This is a genomic window from Pseudomonas sp. BR20 (assembly GCF_050780135.1).
Taxonomy (GTDB): Bacteria; Pseudomonadota; Gammaproteobacteria; order Pseudomonadales; family Pseudomonadaceae; genus Aquipseudomonas.
The window spans coordinates 2,009,075-2,031,282 of record NZ_CP172012.1 but is presented as its reverse complement, the minus strand read 5'-3'; the positions used below and the strand labels follow the sequence as shown (position 1 = coordinate 2,031,282).

At 60.7% G+C, this 22,208-nt stretch carries 21 protein-coding genes; 10 read left to right on the top strand and 11 right to left on the bottom strand.

Annotation, left to right across the window (positions count from 1 at the left end; genetic code table 11):
- Positions 1–3 precede the first annotated feature (3 nt).
- The 4 genes from ACHPFG_RS09230 (at position 4) to ACHPFG_RS09215 (ending at position 3,640) form a co-directional block, all read left to right on the top strand.
- Positions 4–1,335, top strand: a complete 1,332-nt coding sequence (locus tag ACHPFG_RS09230) for a TRZ/ATZ family hydrolase (protein WP_431702182.1) — start codon at positions 4–6, stop codon at positions 1,333–1,335.
- 64 nt (positions 1,336–1,399) lie between these two features.
- Positions 1,400–2,098 carry a bifunctional 2-polyprenyl-6-hydroxyphenol methylase/3-demethylubiquinol 3-O-methyltransferase UbiG gene (gene ubiG, locus ACHPFG_RS09225; protein ID WP_003172645.1) on the top strand — a complete coding sequence of 233 codons (699 nt, stop codon included), beginning with the start codon at positions 1,400–1,402 and terminating at the stop codon, positions 2,096–2,098.
- 4 nt (positions 2,099–2,102) lie between these two features.
- Positions 2,103–2,774: an N-acetylmuramic acid 6-phosphate phosphatase MupP gene (gene mupP / locus ACHPFG_RS09220; RefSeq protein ID WP_131698992.1), complete on the top strand. Its 672-nt coding sequence runs from the start codon at positions 2,103–2,105 to the stop codon at positions 2,772–2,774.
- Between the two features lie 125 nt (positions 2,775–2,899).
- Positions 2,900–3,640 (top strand): YciK family oxidoreductase, encoded by a 741-nt coding sequence (locus tag ACHPFG_RS09215; RefSeq protein WP_131698991.1) that lies wholly within the window; start codon positions 2,900–2,902, stop codon positions 3,638–3,640.
- 91 nt (positions 3,641–3,731) lie between these two features.
- Here ACHPFG_RS09215 and ACHPFG_RS09210 read toward each other — a convergent pair whose 3' ends face one another.
- From ACHPFG_RS09210 to ACHPFG_RS09185, 6 genes are read right to left on the bottom strand one after another with little or no spacing between them, the layout of a single operon-like run.
- A complete protein-coding gene (locus ACHPFG_RS09210) occupies positions 3,732–5,246 on the bottom strand; it encodes an ABC transporter substrate-binding protein (protein WP_145334809.1) in 1,515 nt (504 codons plus the stop codon).
- On the bottom strand, positions 5,228–6,247 hold the full coding sequence (locus ACHPFG_RS09205; protein WP_431702181.1) for an ABC transporter ATP-binding protein: 1,020 nt from the start codon (positions 6,245–6,247) through the stop codon (positions 5,228–5,230). The genes ACHPFG_RS09210 and ACHPFG_RS09205 overlap by 19 nt, the downstream gene beginning before the upstream one ends.
- On the bottom strand, positions 6,244–7,200 hold the full coding sequence (locus ACHPFG_RS09200) for an ABC transporter ATP-binding protein (protein WP_431702180.1): 957 nt from the start codon (positions 7,198–7,200) through the stop codon (positions 6,244–6,246). Before ACHPFG_RS09200 ends, ACHPFG_RS09205 begins: the two co-directional genes overlap by 4 nt.
- Entirely contained in the window at positions 7,197–8,054 is an 858-nt protein-coding gene (locus ACHPFG_RS09195) for an ABC transporter permease (RefSeq protein WP_431702179.1), read from the bottom strand. Before ACHPFG_RS09195 ends, ACHPFG_RS09200 begins: the two co-directional genes overlap by 4 nt.
- Positions 8,051–8,998, bottom strand: a complete 948-nt coding sequence (locus ACHPFG_RS09190) for an ABC transporter permease (RefSeq protein WP_431702178.1) — start codon at positions 8,996–8,998, stop codon at positions 8,051–8,053. Before ACHPFG_RS09190 ends, ACHPFG_RS09195 begins: the two co-directional genes overlap by 4 nt.
- Positions 8,999–9,001: 3 nt before the next feature.
- Positions 9,002–9,889 carry a proline iminopeptidase-family hydrolase gene (locus ACHPFG_RS09185; protein WP_131698985.1) on the bottom strand — a complete coding sequence of 296 codons (888 nt, stop codon included), beginning with the start codon at positions 9,887–9,889 and terminating at the stop codon, positions 9,002–9,004.
- 183 nt (positions 9,890–10,072) lie between these two features.
- Here ACHPFG_RS09185 and ACHPFG_RS09180 point away from each other — a divergent pair, with 183 nt between their 5' ends.
- Positions 10,073–10,837, top strand: a complete 765-nt coding sequence (locus ACHPFG_RS09180; protein ID WP_431702177.1) for a LuxR family transcriptional regulator — start codon at positions 10,073–10,075, stop codon at positions 10,835–10,837.
- A 94-nt stretch (positions 10,838–10,931) separates the two neighbouring features.
- Positions 10,932–11,864: a proline iminopeptidase-family hydrolase gene (locus ACHPFG_RS09175; protein WP_131698983.1), complete on the top strand. Its 933-nt coding sequence runs from the start codon at positions 10,932–10,934 to the stop codon at positions 11,862–11,864.
- 53 nt (positions 11,865–11,917) lie between these two features.
- Here ACHPFG_RS09175 and ACHPFG_RS09170 read toward each other — a convergent pair whose 3' ends face one another.
- On the bottom strand, positions 11,918–13,420 hold the full coding sequence (locus ACHPFG_RS09170; protein ID WP_431702176.1) for a nucleobase:cation symporter-2 family protein: 1,503 nt from the start codon (positions 13,418–13,420) through the stop codon (positions 11,918–11,920).
- Positions 13,421–13,579: 159 nt separating this feature from the next.
- On the opposite strand from ACHPFG_RS09170, the gene ACHPFG_RS09165 reads away from it, so the two are divergent.
- On the top strand, positions 13,580–14,413 hold the full coding sequence (locus ACHPFG_RS09165; RefSeq protein WP_340054322.1) for a nucleoside-binding protein: 834 nt from the start codon (positions 13,580–13,582) through the stop codon (positions 14,411–14,413).
- Here the strand turns inward: ACHPFG_RS09165 and punC are convergent.
- Positions 14,410–15,594, bottom strand: coding sequence for a purine nucleoside transporter PunC (gene punC, locus ACHPFG_RS09160; protein WP_431702175.1), 1,185 nt, complete (start codon positions 15,592–15,594; stop codon positions 14,410–14,412). The genes ACHPFG_RS09165 and punC overlap by 4 nt on opposite strands.
- A gap of 122 nt (positions 15,595–15,716) precedes the next feature.
- On the opposite strand from punC, the gene punR reads away from it, so the two are divergent.
- On the top strand, positions 15,717–16,637 hold the full coding sequence (gene punR / locus ACHPFG_RS09155; RefSeq protein WP_131698979.1) for a DNA-binding transcriptional activator PunR: 921 nt from the start codon (positions 15,717–15,719) through the stop codon (positions 16,635–16,637).
- Here punR and ACHPFG_RS09150 read toward each other — a convergent pair.
- Positions 16,626–17,795, bottom strand: a complete 1,170-nt coding sequence (locus tag ACHPFG_RS09150; protein ID WP_431702174.1) for an aspartate aminotransferase family protein — start codon at positions 17,793–17,795, stop codon at positions 16,626–16,628. The two genes, punR and ACHPFG_RS09150, sit on opposite strands and share 12 nt — an antisense overlap.
- 104 nt (positions 17,796–17,899) lie before the next feature.
- Between ACHPFG_RS09150 and ACHPFG_RS09145 the strand changes: the two genes are divergently transcribed.
- Positions 17,900–18,805 (top strand): LysR family transcriptional regulator, encoded by a 906-nt coding sequence (locus ACHPFG_RS09145; protein WP_145334817.1) that lies wholly within the window; start codon positions 17,900–17,902, stop codon positions 18,803–18,805.
- On the opposite strand, the gene ACHPFG_RS09140 is transcribed toward ACHPFG_RS09145, so the two are convergent.
- Positions 18,802–19,425, bottom strand: coding sequence for an HAD family hydrolase (locus ACHPFG_RS09140; protein WP_431702173.1), 624 nt, complete (start codon positions 19,423–19,425; stop codon positions 18,802–18,804). The genes ACHPFG_RS09145 and ACHPFG_RS09140 overlap by 4 nt on opposite strands.
- A gap of 304 nt (positions 19,426–19,729) precedes the next feature.
- Between ACHPFG_RS09140 and ACHPFG_RS09135 the strand changes: the two genes are divergently transcribed.
- On the top strand, positions 19,730–20,899 hold the full coding sequence (locus tag ACHPFG_RS09135) for an anthrax toxin-like adenylyl cyclase domain-containing protein (protein WP_431702172.1): 1,170 nt from the start codon (positions 19,730–19,732) through the stop codon (positions 20,897–20,899).
- Between the two features lie 61 nt (positions 20,900–20,960).
- On the opposite strand, the gene fabV is transcribed toward ACHPFG_RS09135, so the two are convergent.
- The gene (fabV, locus tag ACHPFG_RS09130) at positions 20,961–22,157 is read right to left on the bottom strand and encodes an enoyl-ACP reductase FabV (RefSeq protein WP_167656127.1); all 1,197 of its coding nucleotides are present in this window, start codon (positions 22,155–22,157) and stop codon (positions 20,961–20,963) included.
- Positions 22,158–22,208 lie beyond the last annotated feature (51 nt).

The window sequence follows — 22,208 nt, the reverse complement described above, 5'->3', positions numbered from 1 at the left end:
GCGATGACCTCCACTGCCGCCCCGCTCGACTTATTGCTACTGCCAACCTGGCTGGTACCTGTCGAACCCGCCGGCGTAGTGCTCAAGGAACATGGCGTGGGCATCCGCGATGGGCGTATCGCCTTTATCGGTCCACGGGCTGCGGCGTTGAAGCTTTCGGCCACGCAAGTGCGCGAACTGCCGGGCATGCTGCTCAGTCCCGGCCTGATCAACGCCCACGGGCATGCGGCGATGAGCCTGTTTCGCGGAATGGCCGATGACCTGCCCTTGATGACCTGGCTGGAAAAACACATCTGGCCCGCCGAAGCCAAGTGGGTCGACGAGACCTTCGTGCGTGACGGCACCGACCTGGCCATTGCCGAGCAGCTCAAGGGCGGCATTACCTGCTTCTCGGACATGTACTTCTACCCCAAGGTCGCCAGCGATTGCGTGCACAACAGCGGCATGCGTGCGCAAATTGCGATTCCGATCCTCGATTTCCCGATTCCCGGCGCCAGCACCGCCGATGAGGCGATCCGCCAGGGCATCGAGCTGTTTGGCGACCTCAAGCACCACCCGCGCATCAAGATCACCTTCGGTCCCCATGCGCCCTACACCGTGTGCGATGCCAACCTGGAAAAGATCCGGGTAATCGCCGAAGAGCTGGACGCCGCGATCCATATGCATGTGCATGAAACCGCTTTCGAGGTACAACAGGCCGTCGAACAGAGCGGTGAACGGCCATTGGCGCGCCTGGGACGCCTCGGCTTGCTGGGCCCGCGCTTCCAGGCCGTTCATATGACCCAAATCAGCGAGGATGACCTGGCTTTGCTGGTAGAAAGCAACACCAGCGTCATCCATTGCCCGGAATCGAACCTGAAACTGGCCAGCGGCTTCTGCCCGGTGGAGCGTCTGTGGCAGGCTGGGGTCAATGTGGCCATCGGCACCGACGGCGCCGCCAGCAACAACGACTTGGACCTGCTGGGTGAAACCCGTACCGCCGCGATGCTGGCCAAGGCCGTCGCGGGTTCGGCCACTGCCCTGGATGCCCACCGTGCGCTGCGCATGGCTACGCTCAACGGTGCGCGCGCCATGGGCCTGGAAAGCGAAATCGGCTCCCTGGAAGTGGGCAAGGCGGCGGATATGGTCGCTTTCGATCTGACCGGGCTGGCGCAACAACCGATCTATGATCCGGTCTCACAGCTTATATATGCCACCGGACGCGATTGCGTGAAACACCTTTGGGTCGCCGGCAAGCAGTTGCTCGACGACCGGCAACTCACCCGCATGGATGAACAACAGTTGACCGCCACGGCCATTGCCTGGGGAAAACGTATCAGCGGGTACACCGAATAACGCCGGCTCTGAACCTGCGTGTTCAGGACCGACAAACCGATTTATCAGATTTAGAGGATTCACCATGAGCAACGTCGACCACGCCGAAATCGCCAAGTTTGAAGCCCTGGCCCACCGCTGGTGGGACCGCGAAAGCGAGTTCAAGCCCCTGCACGACATCAACCCGCTGCGGGTCAACTGGATTGACGAACGCGTCAATCTGGCCGGCAAGAAGGTGCTGGACGTCGGTTGCGGCGGCGGCATCCTCAGCGAAGCCATGGCCCAGCGCGGCGCGACCGTGATGGGAATCGACATGGGTGAAGCGCCGCTGGCCGTGGCCCAGTTGCACCAGTTGGAATCCGGTGTGAGCGTGGAATATCGCCAGATCACCGCCGAAGCCCTGGCCGAAGAAATGCCAGAGCAGTTCGACGTGGTCACCTGCCTGGAAATGCTGGAGCACGTGCCAGACCCCTCCTCGGTGATCCGCGCCTGCTTCCGCATGGTCAAACCGGGCGGCCAGGTGTTCTTCTCCACCATCAACCGCAACCCCAAGGCCTACCTGTTCGCGATCATCGGCGCCGAATACATCATGAAGCTGCTGCCGCGCGGCACCCACGACTTCAAGAAATTCATTCGCCCTTCCGAACTGGGTGCGTGGAGCCGCCAGGCCGGGCTGACCGTCAAGGACATCATCGGCCTGACCTACAACCCGCTGACCAAGCACTACAAGCTGGCCAGCGACGTTGACGTCAACTACATGATCCAGACCCTGCGCGAGGAATAAGCCTGTGAAGTTGCGAGCGGTTCTCTTCGACATGGACGGTACCCTCCTGGACACCGCGCCGGACTTTATCGCCATCTGCCAGGCCATGCGTGCCGACCGTGGCCTGCCACCGATCAACGACCAGCACATCCGCGATGAAATCTCCGGCGGTGCGCGGGCGATGGTCGCCGTGACCTTCTCGATGGACCCGGAAACGCCTGGCTTTGAAGAACTGCGCCTGGAATTCCTCGAGCGTTACCTGAAAGGTTGCGCCGTGCACAGCAAATTGTTCGACGGCATGGCCGAGCTTCTGGAAGACATCGAGAAGGCCAAGCTGATCTGGGGCGTCGTCACCAACAAGCCACTGCGCTTTGCCGAGCCGATCATGCAGCAGTTGGGCCTCGCCGAGCGTTCGGCCCTGCTGATCTGCCCGGACCACGTGAAAAACAGCAAGCCGGACCCGGAGCCGATGATCCTGGCGTGCAAGATGCTCGACCTGGACCCGGCCAGCGTGTTGTTCGTGGGCGATGACCTGCGCGACATCGAGTCCGGCCGCGACGCCGGCACCCGCACGGCGGCGGTGACTTATGGCTATATCCACCCGGATGACAACCCACGCCACTGGGGCGCGGATGTGGTGGTGGATCACCCGCTGGAACTGCGCAAGGTGCTGGATAACGCGCTGTGCAGTTGCTGATGGCTCACCGGCCTTACTGATTGATGAAGATCCAAATGTGGGAGGGGCTTGCCCCCTCCCACAGGGGATCTTCAGCGTTTTCCAGATTGGTGTTTGTAACCTGCTGAATTCTGTCGAGGCTTTTTATGTTTGATTACTCTGCACGTCCAGAACTGCTCAAAGGCCGGGTCATCCTGGTGACCGGCGCCGGTCGCGGGATTGGTGCGGCGGCGGCGAAAACCTACGCTGCCCATGGCGCCACCGTACTGTTGCTGGGCAAGACCGAAGCCAACCTGGCCCAGGTGTATGACGAGATCGAAGCGGCCGGCCACGCGCAGCCAGTGGTGATCCCCTTCAACCTGGAGACCGCCCTGCCCCATCAATACGATGAGCTGGCAGCGATGATCGAAAAAGAATTCGGCCACCTCGATGGCCTGCTGCACAACGCTTCGATCATCGGCCCACGTACGCCGATCGAGCAGTTGTCCGGCGAGAACTTCATGCGGGTGATGCACATCAACGTCAATGCGATGTTCATGCTCACCAGCACGTTGCTGCCGCTGCTCAAGCTGTCCCAGGATGCGTCGGTGGTGTTCACCTCCAGCAGCGTCGGGCGTAAGGGCCGGGCGTATTGGGGGGCTTATGGTGTGTCGAAATTTGCCACTGAAGGCTTGATGCAAACCCTGGCGGATGAGCTCGAAGACGTGGCTGCGGTAAGGGCCAACAGCATCAACCCGGGCGGCACGCGCACCAGCATGCGGGCCCAGGCGTATCCAGGGGAGAACCCGATGGAAAGGCCGGCACCGGAGGAGATCATGCCGGTGTACCTGTACCTGATGGGGCCGGACAGTACCGGCATCAATGGGCAGGCGTTTGACGCGCAGTAACAACTGACACAACCGGAACTAAATGTGGGAGGGGCGGTGCGACGATTCGACTTACCCCCTCCCACATTTTTATTGCGGTGTTCTCTGGCTCTTAGTTCTTCACCACTTCCTCAAGGGTGAAGCGCCCCAACGGGTTTTGCAGGAAGTTGCTCACATTCTTGCGTGAAATGTTGATGTACGGGCTGTAGTACAGGTCGATCCAGTTCACATCCTGTTTCGCCAGTTTCTGCAACTCCACATACATCTGCTCACGCTTGACCGGGTCGGCCTCAATGCGCGCCGCTGCGACCAAGTCCTTGACCTTGTCATTCTTGTAGCGGGTCATGTAGTTCTGGTTGGTGTCGTGGCCAAGCACGAAGGTGGTCTTCTGGTCCGGGTCGAGGATGTCGTTGGTCCAGTACATCACCGAAATATCGTACTCACCGTCCACCAGCATCTGCCAGCTTTGGGTCGGGTCGACTTTCTGCAGGTTGGCGGTCACACCGACCTTGGCCAACTGGTCCTTGATGATCACCGCGATCTGCTCGTCGGCTTCGTTGCCGGCGTTGACCACATAGTTGAGCTTCAAGTCCTTCGCGCCAGCCTTTTCCAACAGCTGCTTGGCGGCGGTCGGGTCATACGGGCGTTGCAGGTTGTTGGCGTAGTGGAACAACGAGCCTTTCGGGATGTAGGAATAGGCCACCGTGCCTTGACCGTAAGTGGCGGTTTTCACCAGCGACTGTTTGTCGATCGCCATGTCCAGCGCCTCGCGCACTTCCTGCTTGGCCAGCAGACCGTGGGCGTGGTTGATCAGCAGGTGATCTTCACGGGTGGACGGGTCGGAGTGGATCACCACGTTCTTGTCTTTCTTCAGTTCTTCAACCCGGGAAAACGGTACGAAGATCGCCGTGTCCAACTCGTTGTTCTGCACCATGCGCATCCGCGTGTTGTCGTCGGTCACGGAGACCCACTCCACGCCGTCCAGGCTGACCTTCTTGGCCTGCCAGAAATTCGGGTTCTTCTTCAGGATGACCCGGTCGCCCTTGCGCCATTCGTCCACGGTAAACGCGCCGGAGGTCACCGGATTTTCCGAGTAGGCGTCTTCCCCCATTTTGGTCATGGCTTTTTCCGACAGGATCGAAACCGTCGGCGAGGCCAGTTGCGACAGGAAAGCCACCGCCGGAGTCTTCAGCGTGACGACCAGGGTGTGCGGGTCTGATGCCTTGGCCGTGTTGATCAGGTTGAAAGGGTCAGCCCACAACGAAGCCTTGTTGTCGCGGATGCGCAACAGGCTGAACGCCGCGTCCTCGGCAGTGATCGGCGAGCCATCGGAGAACTTCGCATCACGCAGTTTGAACGTGTAGGTCAGGCCGTCCTTGGAGATGTCCCAGCTTTCAGCCAGGCCCGGCTCCATCTTGGTGCCCAGGTTATCCACGCGTACCAGGGTGTCGTAGACGTTGGCGAATACCCAGGTATCGCGGTTTTGCGCGCTTTTGATCGGGTCGAACGTGGTGCTGTCTTCACGGCAGCCGATGGTGAGAACGCCGGCGGCCTGGGCCAGGCCGGCGGTCAGCGACCAGGCTGTCAACGTGGCAGCGGCAAGCAACTTCAAGTGGCGGGATTGCATGTCATAACTCCTTGTTCATGATGGGCAGGAAGGGTCAACGGTTCTTCAAGCACGCAACTGTACCGATGCTCGTGCAGGGAATGGGTAGGCGGCAATACCACGGAACACATCGTCCTGGCGTACCGGCAACGCGGGTGGAAGGCACAGCCCGCAGGCAAATTCAGGGGGCTCGGCGGCTCGCCAGGCAACGGCTGCGTCGGCAAAGGCCGGTGCGGATCGATCTCCGGAATCGCCTCGATCAACGCGGCTGTATACGGATGGCGCGGCGACGTGAAGACCGCTTCCACCGGCCCTTCCTCGACGATCTTGCCCAGGTACATCACCGCCACGCGGTCGCACAGGCGCCGCACGATGGCCAAATCGTGGGCGATAAACAGGATCGCCAGGCTCATGCGCTGTTGCAGTTCCAACAGCAGGTTGATGATCTGACCCTGGATCGATACATCCAGCGCCGCCACGCATTCGTCGGCAATGATCAAGCGTGGCTCCGCCGCCAGCGCCCGGGCAATACCGACACGCTGGCATTGGCCGCCACTGAGGGAGCCGGGTTTGCGACTGGCCAGTTCGGGGCGCAGGCCGACCAGGTCAAGCAGTTCGTTGACGCGAGCCGGGATGCGCGCTGCCGGGACTTTGCGCTGCACCCGCAGCACCTCGGCGATGGTTTCGCCGATGGTGTGGCGCGGGTTCAACGCGGCGTAGGGATCCTGGAAGATCATCGCCGTTTCCTGGCGCAGGCGCGCGATGTCTACCGCGCTGCCATGGGCCATGTCGATGCCATCGAACAGCACCTGCCCGGCACTGATCGGGTTGAGGTGCAGGATCGCGCGGCCCAAGGTGCTTTTGCCGCTGCCGGACTCCCCCACCAACCCCAGGGTTTCACCGGCAGCCAGGTTCAGCGACACACCGTTCACCGCCCTCACCCACTGCTTGTTCAAGCCGAACACACCCGTGCCGGACGCGGCGAACCGCACCTCCAGGTCCTTGATCTGCAACAGGCTCATGTGCGTGCTCCCAACGGGTAGTGACACGCCACGCGCGCGCCTTCGGGCAACAGTTCGGTGCACAACGCGCCGACCTGCGGGCAACGCGGGTTGAAACGGCAGCCGTCGGGTAACGCATCGAGCAAGGGCGGCTGGCCGGGGATGGTGCGCAGCAACGCGTGGCCACTGCTGTGGGCCGGCTGGCAATCAATCAGGCCGGCGGTGTAGGGGTGTTGCGGATGGGCGAGCACGTCGTACTTGCTGCCGTGTTCACACAGGCGCCCGGCGTACATCACGGCGATGGAATCGCAGGTTTGCGCGACCACGCCGAGGTCGTGGGTGATCATGATGAGCGACAGGCCGCGCTGGTCACGCAGGTCCAGCAGCAGGCGCAGGATTTGCGCCTGCACGGTTACATCAAGGGCCGTGGTCGGCTCGTCGGCAATCAATACTTTTGGGTTGCAGCCCAGGGCCACGGCGATCATCGCGCGTTGGCGCATGCCACCGGAAAACTCATGGGGATAGTTGTCGACGCGTGCCTGGGGATCGGGAATGCCCACCTGGCGCAGCACCTCGATGGCTTGTCGGCGCGCGTCTTTTTTCGACGCACCCTGATGCAGGCGAATGCCTTCGGCGATCTGATCGCCGATGCGCATCAACGGGTCAAGGTGGCTGCTGGGGTTCTGGAAGATCATGCCCAACTGCCCGCCACGCACCGCGCGCATGCCGGTGTCATCCAGTTGCAGCAGGTCCTGGCCCGCCAGGCGTACCGCACCGCCCTGTACGCGCAGGTTGGGCGACGGCAACAGGCGCATCAAACCACGGCAGGCCATGGTCTTGCCCGAGCCGCTTTCACCCACCAGGCCGAGGATTTCGCCTTCGGCCAGGTCAAAGGACACGCGGTCGACCAAGGTCACATCGCGCCCGGCGTTATTGGCGATCACGCTGAGGTCTTGCACCTGCAACAGGCTCATGAGCGATCCCCTAACACTTGCGCCACGCCATCGGCCAGCAGGCTGAAGCCCATGGCCAGGGTCACGATGGCCAACCCCGGAAAGGTGCAGATCCACCAGGCCGTGGTGATAAACGCCTGCCCTTCGGCAATCATCGTGCCCCACTCCGCCGTCGGCGGTTGCACGCCCAGGCCCAGGTAGCTCACGGCCGCACCGTTGAGCAGCACCAGCACCGCGTCAGACATGGAAAACACAATCGAGCCAAACATCGCATTCGGCAGCAAATGCCGGAACAGGATGCGCCCATGGCCAAAACCCAGGCTCTTGGCCGCCAGGGCAAAGTCGCTCTCCTTGAGCACCAGGATCTGTGAGCGGATCAGCCGCGCGTACGAGACCCAGCCGACCAGCGCCATGGCGATATAAAAGCTCTTCAGGCCCGGACCGAGGATGGCCATGATCGCCAGCATCAACACCAGGAACGGAAACGCCAGGATCACATCGATCACGCGCATGCAGAAACTGTCGAAGCGCCCGCCGATATAGCCAGAAACGGCACCGACAAACGTGCCGATCATGAACGGGAATATCACCCCGATGATGGCAAGCTGCAGGTCGACGCGCGCGCCCCAGATAACCCTCGAAAGGATGTCTCGACCGTAATTATCAGTGCCAAATGGATGGGCCAGGCCAGGGCCGAGCAATGCCATTTCCGTGTCTTGCGCAATGGGGTCATAGGGGGCGATCCACGGCGCAAACACGGCCAGGGCCAGCCACACAGACAGAATCAACAGCCCCCACGCGGCCGTCAGTCGGCCATTGCGAAAACCAAAACGCAGGCGCAGGCGCCACGGGGCAATCAACGGGCGACTGCTCATTGCATCTTCACCCGTGGGTCGAGGGCCACCGTGACCACATCGGCGAGGAAGTTGACCACCACCGTCGCGCAGGCCAGCACCATCGCTACGCCCTGCACCACCATGTAGTCACGGGTGAAAATACCGCGCACCAGCAATTGGCCGATGCCGGGAATGGCGAACAGGCTTTCGATCACGACGGTGCCGCTGATCAGCCAGCCAATATTCACCGCCAGCAGGTTGACCGCCGGCACCAGGGAATTGGGCAGCACATGGCGACGGAACACCGCAGCTTCCGACAGCCCGCGGGCCCGCGCGGCAGTGACGTGGTCGGCCTGCAGCTCCATCAACATGCTCGCCCGCAGGTTGCGGACCAGCACCGCCGACAGCGCCAGGGCGATGGTCAGGCACGGCAAGACCATATGGTGCGCCTTGTCCAGCCAGGTGCGGCCGTAGCCGGACACCGGGAACAGGCCCCATTGCACACTGAACAGCAGGATCAGCATCAGGCCCAGCCAGAACGCCGGCATGCCCAGACCCACGGTGGTGAACACACGGATCAGGTTATCCGCCCATCCGCCTTTATTGCGTGCGGCCAACGTCGCCAGCGGCACCGCAATCAGCAGCGCCAGCACCACGCTGCCAAGCACCAGCACCAGAGTGGGTTCGATACGGGTGACGATCAACTTCAAGGCGTCGACTTTGTACAGCAGTGATTGGCCGAGGTCGCCCTTGAGCAGGTTCTTCAGGAAGTAGAAATACTGCTGCCACAAAGGCTGGTCGAGGCCGTACTGGGCGCGGATTTTCAGCAAAGCGTCCGGCGTGCTGCGCGAGCCGAGCAAGGCGCGTGCCGGGTCGCCCGGGATCGAGCGCACCAGCACAAACGTAATCAGGCTGATGCCAAACAGTACCGGCAGCAATTGCAGCGGCCGGGACAGTACAAAACGGTAGCGCGCCAGGTTCATCTGTCAGCCTCGGTGGCGAGCGAGAAAGTCCAACAGTACCGGAAAATAAGCGTGTGGCTCCTCATAGAACGGCATATGGCTGCTGTTGGGAAATACATGCAGTTCGGCGTGTCTGGCCGCCATCTTCATGCGCATGGCGCAGGCCGGGGTGAGTTCGTCGTGCTGGCCGGTGGTGATCAGGATCGGCATGCTGAAAGCGGCCATCTCGGGGATGCGGTTCCAGTCCTTGAGGTTGCCGACGTAGAGGAATTCATTGGGGCCCTGCATGGTTTCGTAGGGGCCCATGTTCCAGTCGCCGAGGGAGCGCTTGACCGGCTCGGGCCATTCGTCCAGGCGGCAGACGTGTCGATAGTTGAGCAAGGTGATTGCAGCCTGGTACTGCGGGTGATCCAGGGTGCCCATGGCTTCGTGGCGCTGCATCATCGCCACGGTCTCACTGCCCAGCGCGCCGCGCAGGCGTTCGAGTTCTTGAGAAAGATGCGGAATGTCGCCGACGGTGTTTTCGAGGATCAGGCTTTTCAGCGTGTCGGGGTAATGGATGGCGTATTCGATGCCCAGCCAGCCGCCCCAGGAATGCCCCAGCAGGTGCACGCGGCCGAGGTCCAGGGCTTGGCGCACGGTTTCGACTTCTTCGACATAACGGCGGATTTCCCACAGGGAAACATCGGTCGGTCTGGCTGATGCGCCTGTGCCAAGCTGGTCGAATGCAACCACTCGCAGGTTATGGTCCTTGAGCCAGCCATGGGCGTCGCGCAAGTAGTCACACGGCAGGCCCGGCCCGCCGTTGAGACACAAGAGCACCTCATCGCCTTCGCCGAAGCTGTAGACCACGAGGTTGTGGCCATCGACTTGCACGTTGTACTGCTGGTCGGGGGCAATTTCACGCCACATGCATACATTCCTTGTGTTGTATCGGCCTGGCGGGTAGCGGCCGTTTATCAGGCCAACACTACCGAGGATGCCGCGCGTCCATAACCTAGTATTTCTTATAGGTTTGGCCTGGCAGTCCTTCGCCGGGGCGTGGCATTCTACTTGCAGGAAGTCGAGATTCAAATGAATTCGGGAGCAGAACGGATGCTGGCCAAGCTAACTGCCTTCAACAATCGTCTGATGCCGGGCAGGAGCCTGGATGAGCAGATGGACAACACGTTCATCCTCGCCCAGCAGATGGGCTTCGATGCACTGGTGTACGACTACACCCCGGTGCCAATCGACCAGGATGGTGCATTGATCACCCCATCGGTGCTGGAGTTGCGCAACACGCCGACCGATTGGCATGGGTTGTGGTGCAGCAAAGGGTTCTACCAGATCGACCCGGTGCAACACCTGGCCCTGCGCACGGTGTCACCGTTCGTGTGGTCCTACGAAGCCAAGGCTGACACGGCCCTGCAAACCATCATCGACCCCTGCCACGCCCCCGTTTCGTCCTACCTGCACGACCAGCAACTGACCTGCGGCGTCAGCGTTCCGATGCATCTGCCCCGTGGCGGCTTCGCTTCACTGACCGGCTTGCGCACCGGCAACACGCCAACCGTGCTGCAGGACGCGCAGCAGACCTTGTCGGACTTCAGCCTGATTTCCCACGCTTTGCAGGAAGCGGCCTACCCGCTGTTCGGCAAGGAGCTGCGCACCTACCCGCACATTCACCTGACCAAACGCGAGCGCGAATGCCTTAAATGGGCCGCCGAAGGCCTGACCGCCGCCGAAATCGCCACGCAATTGAGCCGTTCACTGGCGGTGGTCACCCTGCACCTTGCCTCGGCGATGCACAAACTGGGGGCCAAGAACCGTGTACAGGCCGTGGTGCGCGCGACCCATTACCGCCTGCTCGAAGACTGACTTTTTGGCAAAACCTAGCTGTTTTGCTAGTTACCTGAATGTTGCCCAAGGCTTATCGTGTCCCTGATCCTTTATTTTCAGAGCAGGGTACGAAATGGAATTCATCGAAAAAATCCGCGAAGGGTATGCCACGTTTGGCGCCTACCAGACCTGGTACCGCGTCACGGGTGATCTGGCCAGCGGCCGTACACCGCTGGTGGTCATCCACGGTGGCCCCGGCTGCACCCATGATTATGTCGACGCCTTCAAGGACGTCGCAGCCAGCGGTCATGCGGTCATCCACTACGACCAACTCGGCAATGGCCGCTCCACGCACTTGCCTGAGAAAGACCCGTCCTTCTGGACCGTCGATCTGTTTCTTAAAGAACTGGATAACCTGCTGGACCACCTGCAAATCAGCGATAACTACGCGATCCTCGGCCAGTCCTGGGGCGGCATGCTCGGCAGCGAGCACGCAATCCTGCAACCCAAGGGCCTGCGTGCGTTTATCCCGGCCAACTCGCCAACCTGCATGCGCACCTGGGTCAGCGAGGCCAACCGCCTGCGCAAACTGCTGCCCCAAGGCGTGCATGAAACCCTGCTCAAGCATGAAGCCGCCGGCACGTATAACGACCCGGAATACCTCGCCGCCTCACGGGTGTTCTATGACCAGCATGTGTGCCGCGTTAACCCGTGGCCGGAAGAAGTGGCGCGCACCTTCGCCCAGGTCGACTCAGACCCCACGGTGTACCACGCCATGAGCGGCCCGACCGAGTTCCACGTAATCGGCAGCCTGAAGGACTGGAAATCCATTGGCCGCCTGTCGGCAATCAAGGTGCCGACCCTGGTGATCTCCGGCCGGCATGATGAGGCCACGCCATTGGTGGTCAAGCCGTTCCTGGATGAGATCGCGGATGTGCGCTGGGCGCTGTTCGAAGACTCCAGCCACATGCCCCACGTGGAAGAACGCCAGGCGTGCATGGGCACCGTGGTGAAGTTTCTGGATGAGGCATGTTCTGTTCCGCACACAGTCCGCAAGGCTGGTTGAGTTCCAAATGTGGGAGGGGCAAGTCGAATCGTCGCACCGCCCCTCCCACATTTTTAGACCTCTGTGGTTTCAGCGTGTGCAGCTTTCCTTGGCACCTCCGCCACCAATGGAATCTCCTTGCCCTCGGCATCGAACAACTTGCCGCCACTGAAGTAATCCCCCTCGCGCAACGCCGATACGTCGTGGAAGCACAAACTGCGCTCAGTCCCCGCCACAAACACCGACTGCTGGTCTGAATTACCCGCAGTGAAATGGTTGAACGCCAGGTTCAACAGGATCGCCATGATCGCCGACGAACTGATACCCGAGTGGAAAATGGTCGCGAACCAGCCGGGGAATTGGTCGTAGAAACTCGGCGCAGCAATCGGGATCATGCCGAAACCGATGGAGGTGGCAACGATGATCAGGTTCATGTTGTTGCGGTAGTCCACCTTGGACAAAGTGCGAATACCACTGGCCGCCACGGTGCCAAACAGCACAATCCCGGCACCGCCCAGTACCGAGGTCGGCACCGCGGCGATCACCCGCCCCATGAATGGCAGCAAGCCGAGGATCACCAGGAATAGACCACCCGTTGCGACCACAAAGCGACTCTTAACCCCGGTCACCGCCACCAGGCCTACGTTCTGGGCGAAGGCACTCTGGGTGAACGAACCGAAGATCGGCGCGAACATGCTCGACAGCATATCGGCGCGCAGGCCGTTGCCCAGGCGTTTGGAGTCGACCTTGGTGTCGATGATTTCGCCCACCGCCAGAATGTCGGCCGAGGTTTCCACCAGGGTCACCATCACCACGATGCACATGGAAATGATCGCCGCGATGTGAAAGGTCGGCATGCCGAAATGGAATGGCGTAGGGAAACCGAACATTGGCCCCTGGGTGACGCCGGAAAAATCCGCCATGCCGAGGAACACCGCTATCACCGTACCGATCACCATCGCCAGCAGGATCGACAGGCGCGAGATGGTTGCGCTGCCGATCTTGCTCAATAGCAGCACCAGCACCAGGGTCAACGCCGCCAGGCCGATATTGGGCATGCTGCCGAAATCCGCCGCGCGGCTGTTACCGCCCATGGCCCAGCGCGCCGCCACGGGCATCAGGGTGAGGCCGATGGTGGTAATCACGATACCGGTCACCAACGGCGGGAAAAACTGGGTGATCCGCGAGAACACCGGGGTGATCAACAGCCCGATAAACGACGCGGCCATCACCGCGCCGAGAATCGCCGGCACTCCGCCGGCGCCATCGCTGCCGACAATCGCCACCATGGTCGCCACACCGGCAAACGACACGCCCTGCACCAGCGGCAACTGACAGCCAAAGAACGGCAGGCCAAGGGTTTGCAACAAGGTGGCGAGGCCACCGGCAAACAACGATGCGGCGATCAAGAGACCAATATCCGCCGGCGACAGCCCGGCCGCCTGGCCGACGATCAAGGGTACCGCGACGATGCCGCCGTACATGGTGAGCACATGCTGCAGGCCGTAAGCCATGTTAGCGGCGACGCCTAGATTCTCATCTTCCGGCCGCTGCGGTGACGCCTTCGGGATAGTCATGGTGAGGGGATCTCTGTTTTTGTTGTGCGGACACTGTATTCAATCTTAAGACTAGATGTCCATATAGTTGTATACAATCAATCGAACAAGATACCCTCCACCGGCGTTACAAAAACCATTGGGCCGTGATGAGCCAGAACGCCAAAGGACACTAAAACAATGAAAAAGGCATTACAGGGCGCCACCGTTGCACTCACCCTCCTCGGCGGCGGGGAGGCTGTCGCGGTGGAATGGATGAACAACAGCGTCGGCTTTCGCTACGGCCAGCAGTTCACCAATCCGAATAACCCCGACGAATTCAGCAAGCGCATCTACAGCTTTACCCACGCCAGCGGCTACCGGTATGGCAGCAACTTCCTGAACCTGGATGTGTTCCTGTCCGACAGCCACGACCCGCGCAAGGGCACTGACCACGGCGGCAGTGAGGTGTACGCGGTGTACCGGCATCAGCTGTATGCGTCACGGGTGCTGGATGTGCCGCTGGGCACCGGGCTGATCAAGGATTACGCGCTGACCCTGGGCTTTGATGCCAACCGCAACAACAACGTCGCTTCGGCGAAAAAACGTGCGCTGGTGATCGGCCCTACCTTGAAGTTCAACACCGTGGGCGTGCTGGACCTGAGCCTCCTGTACTACAAGGAGCGCAACCACACCGGCATCCCCGGCGCGCAGGAGTCAGACCACACGTTCGACGACACCTACATGCTCAACCTGACGTGGATGCGCCCTTTCGAGATCGCCAACCATGCGGCGAAATTCCAGGGGTTTATCAATTACGTCGGGGAAAAAGGCGCGGACTACCATGGCCGCGACACGGCACCGGAAGCCCTGATGCGCAGCGCGCTGATGGTCGCGGTACGACCGGGCAAGGGCGTGAAGCCGAACCTGTACCTCGGGGTGGGTTACGAATACTGGCATAACAAGTTCGGCGTGGACGGCGGCCGGGGCAGCCGTACGTCAACGCCGACGGTGAACATGGAAGTGACGTTCTAGGCGGCCGCCAGTTCCGAATCGTCTGCGTTGCGCCGCGCCAGCCAATAGCCCAACACGGCCAAGGGCGCGGTCGCCAGCATCACGATCGCCGTGATCAGCAACGGCTGCTCGATCATCGACGACACCAACAGGCTGCTGAGAAAGCACAGGCCCAGTTGCAGGGTATTCTGCAGAGCGGCAGCCTTACCGGAATTTTCTGCAAACGGCATCAGCGCATTCGCCACCACGATCGGGTAGCTGGCGCCGTTGACCAGCGCCATCAGGCAGAACGGTATCAGCAAGGTGGTGAGCGTCGGCACGGTCAAGGTGGCGACCAGGTACAACACCACCATGCTGACGCAATAGGCGAGCAGCAACCACGGCAGCAACGTCTTGCCCTGGAAGCGCTGCAAGGCGCTGCGGCAACTGTAGCCACCCACCAGAAACGCCAAGGTTGGGAGCACGTAGCTTAGGCCGATGTCATTCGGGCTATAGCCCATGTCGCCCAGGATGAAAGGCGAAGCGGTCAGCCAGGCAAAGAAGCTGGCCGAGCAGGCGGCGAAGATCATCACATTGCCGGTAAACACCCGGGAGGTGAGCAACTGCCAATAGCCAAGGCGCGAAGATTCGCCTTCCCGTGTCTGAGGTTTCGGCACGGAGCGCAGGAACAACGTGGGCAGCAGCAACAGCAACGACACCCCCAGCAATACGCCGAAGATGGCCTGCCAACCGAAGTGGTTCAGCACCATTGCGCCCAACAACGGCGCCAGCGCCGGCGACAACGACATCAACGGCATGATGCTGGCGAACACGCGGTGGGCCTTGTCGGCCGGGTAGCGGTCGATCACCAGCGCCTGCCAGCTCACAGCCGCAGAACACACGCCAATCGCCTGCATAAAGCGCAAGGCCAGCAACTGCGGCGCGGTCTCGACCCAAAACATCCCCGCGCAACCCACGACAAACAGGCTCAAGCCTGCGAGCAAGATCGGCTTGCGCCCCAGGCGGTCGGACAACGGCCCCCACAGCAACTGCCCCACCGCAAAGCCCGCGAGGAAAATACTCAAGCTGGCGCCCACCGCGCCCGCCCCAATATGCAACTGCTCGCCCATGGCGCCGAACGCCGGCAAATACATGTCCATGGCGAGATAACCGAGCATGCTCAGCCCCGCCAGATACCAGGTGAAACCAAAAGAATTTTTCATTGAAGCCTTGTTAGTCTTGCCATCAAACTATTTGCTGACTGCCGCCCATTATGAAGTTGAGAGATTTTGTGTGAAGCGATAATAATTGGCGGCTCTTATCAATAATTTTGAAGGCAACCGTCATGTGGTCCGAATACTCCCTGGATGTCGTCGATGCGGTAGCGCGCCATGGCAGCTTCAGCGCCGCCGCCCAGGAATTGCACCGCGTGCCGTCAGCCATCAGTTATACCGTACGTCAACTTGAAGAGTGGCTCGCGGTGCCGCTGTTTGTGCGCCGGCATCGTGATGTGGAGCTGACACCCGCCGGCCGCCTGTTTATCGACGAAGCCCGCGGCGTGATGAAAAAAATGCTCGGCACACGGCGCCTGTGCCAGCAGGTGGCCAATGGCTGGAGTGGCCAGTTGAAGGTGGCGGTGGATTCCATCGTCAAACCCCAGCGCTGCCGGCAATTGGTGCTGGATTTCTATCGGCAGTTTCCCGAGGTGGAGTTGCTGCTGGAATACGAGGTGTACAACGGCGTGTGGGATGCCTTGGCGGATGAGCGCACCGATATTGTCATCGGTGCCACCAGCGCCGTGCCGGTGGCCAGTCACTTCACCTTTCGCGATATGGGCTTATTGAATTGGCTGTGCGTGGTCAGCGCCCGGCACCCGTTGGCGGCCGTGGAAGGGTTGCTCAATGACGACCAACTGCGCCCCTTCGCCTCACTGTGCATGACTGACACCTCGCGCAACCTGCCCAAGCGCGACACCTGGACCCTGGATAACCAACGGCGGCTGGTGGTGCCGAACTGGGCCTCCGCCATCGATTGCCTGCGCGATGGCCTGTGCGTCGGCATGGCACCGGCGCATCAGGTGTTGCCGTGGATCGAACGCGGTGAATTGGTGGCGCTGCAACTGACACGCCCCTTCCCGGCCAGCCCATCGTGCGTGGCCTGGGCACAGAGCAAACTGTCCCCGGCCATGGCATGGTTGCTGGAGTACCTGGGGGATACCGACACCCTGAACCAGGAGTGGCTCAACGGCAGGGACCTAGCTCAATAGCCGAGTGATGGCCCGCACGATCATCTCGACCTCCTTGGCCTCCAGGGTCAACGGCGGCAGCAGGCGAATGACCTTACCCCGCGTCACGTTGATCAGCAGCCCATGCTCCTGGGCGGCACGCTGGGCCAGGTCGCGACAGGGGCTGGCCAACTCAATACCGACCATCAAGCCCCGTCCGCGAATCGCCAGCACCTGTGGGAGGTCTTCCAATTCCATGCGTAACCGCGCTAGCAAGCGTTCGCCCTGTTGCGCAGCGTTCTGCAACAAACCTTGCTCTTCGATAATGTCCAACACCGTGCAGCCGACCCGGCACGCCAGCGGGTTGCCGCCAAAGGTGCTGCCGTGACTGCCGGGCGTGAACAGCTCGGCTATCGCAGCCCTGGCCAGGCAGGCACCGATGGGCACACCATTGCCGAGGCCTTTGGCCAGGGTCATCACATCCGGAACAATGCCTTCATGCTGGAAGGCAAACCAGACGCCGGTGCGGCCGATGCCGGTCTGGATCTCGTCGAGCATCATCAGCCAGCCGTGGCGTGTGCAGTGATCACGCAGGGCTTGCAGGTAACCCGGCGGCGCGGGCAGTACGCCACTTTCGCCCTGGATGGGTTCCAGCAAGACCGCCGCGATACGCGTGCCAAACGTCTGGGTGATTGCCTCGATCGCCGCCAGATCACCAAACCTGACCTTGAGAAAATCCCCCGGCAAGCGTTGGAAACCCAAGCGCACCGAGGGGCCATCGCTTGCCGCCATGGTGCCCAGCGTGCGGCCATGAAAAGCATTCTCCATCACCACCACCAACGGCTCTTCGATGCCTTTTTTCCAGCCATGCAACCGCGCCAGTTTCAGCGCCGTCTCGTTGGCTTCGGCGCCGGAATTGTTGAAGAAGGCACGGTCCAGGCTGGACAGCTGGGTCAGGCGCTGGGCGAGGCGTTGCTGCCAATCGATGCTGTAGAGGTTGGAGGTGTGCAACAACAGGCCGGCCTGCTCACTGATGGCCGCCACCAGTTTCGGGTGCGAATGCCCGACGTTGGTCACCGCAACGCCCGCCACCGCGTCCAGGTATTCACGCCCCTGCTGGTCCCACAGGCGCGTGCCGAGGCCACGGGTAAAACTCAGGGCTAAGGGTTGATACGTGGTCATCAGGCAGGCGGCGGTCATGGTGGCAGGCTCCAGTGCATCGTTGTGATGGGTTGAAGTATCGTTAGCCACCAGAGCTGGATAAACTGCACTTTCCTGCAATGACTTTAAACCAGGACTTTATAATGGATTTATTCCAGGCGATGTCGGTATACGTAAAAGTGGTGGAGAGCGGCAGCATGACCGCAGCCGCCCAGGCCTGCGGGATGTCGACCACGATGGTCGGCAACCACTTGCGCGCCCTCGAACAACGCCTGGGCGTCAGCCTGCTCAAGCGCACCACACGCAAGCAAAGCCTGACGGAGTTCGGCGGCCAGTATTACCAGCGTTGCCTGGAAGTACTGGGGCTGGTGGCCGACTCCGAGCAACTGGCCGAACAGGCCCACAGTGACATTCCCAAAGGCACTCTGCGCATCACCGCCCCACCCGCCTTCGGCACCGAACGCCTGGCGCCGGCCTTGAGCGAGTTTTCCCAACGCTACCCGCTGATCAAGCTGTACGTGGTGCTCAGCAACCAGCGTGTGGACATGGTCGACAGCGGCTTTGACGTGGCCATCCGCCTTGGCGAACTGGAAGCCTCAAGCCTGATCGCCCGACCGATGCAGGACTACACCATCACCCTGTGCGCCTCACCGGACTACCTGGCCCGACGTGGTACACCACAGACGCCCGAGGACCTGCAACAGCACGACTGCCTGGCGTTCGCCTACCCTTCCACCGATGACTGGCGCAACGCCGACAAGCTGTGGCGCATGACCGGCGCAGAAGGCGAAGTGGAAATCCCGGTGTCCGGCTCGCTGACCGTCAATAGCTCCCAGGCCTTGCGCCAGGCAGCCGTGCAAGGCATGGGGATCGTCATGCTGCCGGATGCCCTGGTGCAGCCCGACCTGCAAACCGGCAAGCTGGTGGCCTTGCTGACCACCTATCAACTGCCCAGCCGGCCCATGCATTTGCTGTACGGCCAGGATCGTTATCGCTTGCCGAAGCTGCGCGCCTTTGTGGATTTCGCCATGGAAAAGTGGGCGCGCTAGAAGCCCACGCCCAACTCGCGCAATCGCGCCGCCGTCTGCTCGGCAGACACATGGTGAATGCCTTGCCAGCCGAGGGCGACGGCCGCTTCGATATTGCCGGCGACATCATCGATAAACACCACTTCCCCCGGCTGGATATCCGGCAGGTACACCCGTACCTGGCTGAGACTGGCGTGGTAGATCGCCGCGTCGGGCTTGATCAACTTCAACTCGCCGGACACCACGATGTTGCAGAATTTCCGAAGGAAGGGGTAATTGGCAAGCGCATAGGGAAAGGTCTCCGCCGACCAGTTTGTGAGCCCGAACAATGGCATGTTGGCCTGATGCAGCGCGTTGAGAATCGCCACGCCTTCGGGCAACGGGCCACGCAGCATTTCGTGCCATCGGTCGTAGTAGGCCGCGATCAAGGGTTCATGGTGGGGGTATTGATCGATCAGGCTTTGCGTGGCTTCGGCCAGCGGCCGCCCCGCATCCTGCTCGGTGTTCCAGGCCTGGGTACAGATGTTATCGAGGAACCACTGCCGCTCTTGATCGTCGGCAATCAGTTTGCGGTACAGGTGCTGCGGGTTCCAGTCGAACAGTACACCGCCAAAGTCAAACACTACTGCGCGGATCGTCATGGGTTCCTCCCTTTTGTGCAACGCCAGAGTCAGGACAGTTTGGCATGTACCCGGCCCCTAGCAGCAAGTAAGCACGAGTAGGATTGTTCTGAGATTCAAACAAGGCGTGCGCAGGGAACCCGCAGCGTCCCTTGTTAATAAAGGCCTTTAGCTTTAATGCGCGGGCTCTATCTCACATAGATGGTCACACTTGTTCTCCCCGTTTGAAGGCGCCCTCACTTTAATCTCGGGCGTCCAACTCAAGGAGCTAGCGTCTGGAGGGAATCATCGAACTTCGCTGTAGATATGACTCGGAGAAACTTCAATGACAAGCATAACCTCTTCAGTGACCTCCCCTTCCGCATACAGCCTTGCCGCGCTGCAAAACTATCTTGCCCAAGGCGCAAATACTCCTACAGCAGTGCTGATCGATCGGGTCAAGGACGAAACAGGCATCGTGCCAAGCCATCTTGCCCCCTTGCAAGACATCGCAATGACCACCAACTCCATCATAGGCATACGCCCGGTCGAAACCGTCGCAACTGGCCTGATAGAAGCCGGGCACCCCACCAAGGACTTCCATATCAAAGGCAAGAGCGCCAACTGGGGCCCTCAGGCAGGTCTGATCTGTACAGACCAGGCATTCAGCAAACTTGAACAAGTTGCCGAAAAAACACCAGCCAAAGTAGCCAACGCCAATGAGCAAATCCAAGCGTGTATCCAAGAAGGCCATGCAGTTGCAACGCCCCTGCAGCTGTCGAGCCAGCGCCTTGATGTATTGGTCAAGCTCGGCCACATAACCCAACTGGCCGTTCAAGGCGCTGACGGCACATTGCAATTAAGCGCCCGCGGGCCCAGTCAGAAAACCTATACATTCGAAGCCCATCGCACGTCCCCCTCAAGCGACAGCTACTTCATCACCCATCAGGGCAAGCCCCTTGAAGTGCTGGCCAAGCATGCAGAAGGTAAACCGTTGACCGCCGATTACGACCTGCACCTGATCGCGCCCCATATCAGCGACTTCGGCCCCCAGGACAAACTCCCCATACCGGACGTGGCCCACAGTGTCTTCAAGGGTCGAGTTGAACGCTATAAGCAAGCTCCTGAAGCGCTACGCGCAGACTTCGAAAGCCCCGCCCATTTCTACCGGAAAGAAGATCCCCACCTTGGCAACGCAACACCACGGATAGAGCAGATGATAGGACTGATCAATCAAAAATTGGTCGGCGAGGGAGAGAGAGTGGTTCATCACAACGCGGACTCGGGCAGCCCGGCCACGGAAGTGGCTGCCAATTACCCGACGACGTTTTTCCTACCGGCAAAACTGGGTCGATTCGATGAAATCAGCATCATCCACGACAGCAGGGAAATGGCAGAACTGATCAAGACCGCCAAGGACAGCGGTTATCACGTACCGCTGAATCCCCTGTGGGAGAAAGAAGTAACCAACGTGAGGCGGTCCGCCTTCACCCAGGCAAAAAATAGCCTTGCCTGAATCATGACGGGAAGACAGCGGCCTGATAACCCGATGATCAGGCCGCTATCAGTCACATCATTTACGCTTGGATCAAGCCGTTGATCTTCACGGTCGGATTGACGTCAGCTTCGTAATCCACACCCTCGACTTCAAAGCCGAACAAGCGCAGGAACTCAGCCTTGTAGCCGGCAAAATCACTGATCTCGTTGACGTTCTCGTCGGTGACCTGGTTCCACAGTGCCGCCACGGCGTCCTGAACCTTCGGTTCCAGTTCAGCCAGGTCGGCACGCAAGCGACCATCGGCGTCAAGCTTCGGTTCGCTGCCGTACAGGCTGTCCTTGAACAGGCCGTAGACCTGCTCGATGCAGCCTTCGTGGGTGCCCTGCTCTTTCATTACTTTGAACAGCAACGACAAGTACAGCGGCATGATCGGAATTGCGGAACTGGCCTGGGTGACCACCGCCTTGAGTACCGACACGCGGGCGTCGCCCTTCAGTGCAGCGAGGTTGTCGCGCAGGGTCAGGACTTTCTTGTCCAGGTCTTTCTTGGCTTCGCCGATGGAGCCATTCCAGTAGATGTCCTGGGTCAACTTCTCACCGAGGTAGGTGAACGCGGTAGTCTTGGCGCCTTCGGCCAGTACGTCGGCGTCACGCAGGGCGTCGATCCACAGCTGCCAGTCTTCGCCGCCCATGACTTTCACGGTGCCGTCGATTTCTTCCTGGGTCGCAGGCTCGAGGGTGGTGTCGACCACGACGCCTTTGTCGGTATTGATACCGCGCAGGGTCACAGCCTTGCCGATTGGCTTGAGGGTGGAGTTGTAGACTTCACCGGTCTTGGGATCGGTGCGGCGTGGCGCGGCCAGGCTGTAGACGACCAGGTCGATCTTGCCCAGGTCTTTCTTGATGGTTTCGATGGTCAGGCGCTTGATCTCGTCGGAAAACGCGTCGCCATTGATGCTCTTGGCGTACAGGCCTTTTTCGACGGCAAACTTCTCGAACGCAGCGCTGTTGTACCAGCCGGCGGAACTCAGCTTGCCTTCTTCGCCTTCTTTCTCAAAAAACACGCCCAGGGTGTCGGCGCCGCAGCCAAACGCAGCACTGATGCGCGCGGCCAGGCCGTAGCCGGTGGAAGCGCCGAGGACCAGCACCTTCTTCGGGCCATCGTTGATGGCGCCGTGCTCAGTTACGTAGTCGATCTGTTCCTTGACGTTCGCCTCACAGCCAACAGGGTGAGCGGTCACACAGATAAAGCCACGAACCCGCGGTTTGATGATCATAAAATTTCTGCCTCTTCCAAGGTGCCGAAGGCCAATGGTGGCCATTCAACT

What these genes read in the sequence shown, in the direction of transcription:
- ACHPFG_RS09145 (WP_145334817.1), top strand. Translation starts at nt 17,900, where the DNA reads ATGGATTTATTCCAGGCGATGTCGGTATACGTAAAAGTGGTGGAGAGC.
- ubiG (WP_003172645.1), top strand. Translation starts at nt 1,400, where the DNA reads ATGAGCAACGTCGACCACGCCGAAATCGCCAAGTTTGAAGCCCTGGCC.
- ACHPFG_RS09195 (WP_431702179.1), bottom strand. Translation starts at nt 8,054, where the DNA reads ATGAGCAGTCGCCCGTTGATTGCCCCGTGGCGCCTGCGCCTGCGTTTT.
- punR (WP_131698979.1), top strand. Translation starts at nt 15,717, where the DNA reads ATGTGGTCCGAATACTCCCTGGATGTCGTCGATGCGGTAGCGCGCCAT.
- ACHPFG_RS09200 (WP_431702180.1), bottom strand. Translation starts at nt 7,200, where the DNA reads ATGAGCCTGTTGCAGGTGCAAGACCTCAGCGTGATCGCCAATAACGCC.
- ACHPFG_RS09185 (WP_131698985.1), bottom strand. Translation starts at nt 9,889, where the DNA reads ATGTGGCGTGAAATTGCCCCCGACCAGCAGTACAACGTGCAAGTCGAT.
- ACHPFG_RS09135 (WP_431702172.1), top strand. Translation starts at nt 19,730, where the DNA reads ATGACAAGCATAACCTCTTCAGTGACCTCCCCTTCCGCATACAGCCTT.
- ACHPFG_RS09180 (WP_431702177.1), top strand. Translation starts at nt 10,073, where the DNA reads ATGCTGGCCAAGCTAACTGCCTTCAACAATCGTCTGATGCCGGGCAGG.
- ACHPFG_RS09210 (WP_145334809.1), bottom strand. Translation starts at nt 5,246, where the DNA reads ATGCAATCCCGCCACTTGAAGTTGCTTGCCGCTGCCACGTTGACAGCC.
- ACHPFG_RS09140 (WP_431702173.1), bottom strand. Translation starts at nt 19,425, where the DNA reads ATGACGATCCGCGCAGTAGTGTTTGACTTTGGCGGTGTACTGTTCGAC.
- punC (WP_431702175.1), bottom strand. Translation starts at nt 15,594, where the DNA reads ATGAAAAATTCTTTTGGTTTCACCTGGTATCTGGCGGGGCTGAGCATG.
- fabV (WP_167656127.1), bottom strand. Translation starts at nt 22,157, where the DNA reads ATGATCATCAAACCGCGGGTTCGTGGCTTTATCTGTGTGACCGCTCAC.
- ACHPFG_RS09170 (WP_431702176.1), bottom strand. Translation starts at nt 13,420, where the DNA reads ATGACTATCCCGAAGGCGTCACCGCAGCGGCCGGAAGATGAGAATCTA.
- ACHPFG_RS09190 (WP_431702178.1), bottom strand. Translation starts at nt 8,998, where the DNA reads ATGAACCTGGCGCGCTACCGTTTTGTACTGTCCCGGCCGCTGCAATTG.
- ACHPFG_RS09215 (WP_131698991.1), top strand. Translation starts at nt 2,900, where the DNA reads ATGTTTGATTACTCTGCACGTCCAGAACTGCTCAAAGGCCGGGTCATC.
- ACHPFG_RS09205 (WP_431702181.1), bottom strand. Translation starts at nt 6,247, where the DNA reads ATGAGCCTGTTGCAGATCAAGGACCTGGAGGTGCGGTTCGCCGCGTCC.
- ACHPFG_RS09175 (WP_131698983.1), top strand. Translation starts at nt 10,932, where the DNA reads ATGGAATTCATCGAAAAAATCCGCGAAGGGTATGCCACGTTTGGCGCC.
- ACHPFG_RS09230 (WP_431702182.1), top strand. Translation starts at nt 4, where the DNA reads ATGACCTCCACTGCCGCCCCGCTCGACTTATTGCTACTGCCAACCTGG.
- ACHPFG_RS09150 (WP_431702174.1), bottom strand. Translation starts at nt 17,795, where the DNA reads ATGACCGCCGCCTGCCTGATGACCACGTATCAACCCTTAGCCCTGAGT.
- ACHPFG_RS09165 (WP_340054322.1), top strand. Translation starts at nt 13,580, where the DNA reads ATGAAAAAGGCATTACAGGGCGCCACCGTTGCACTCACCCTCCTCGGC.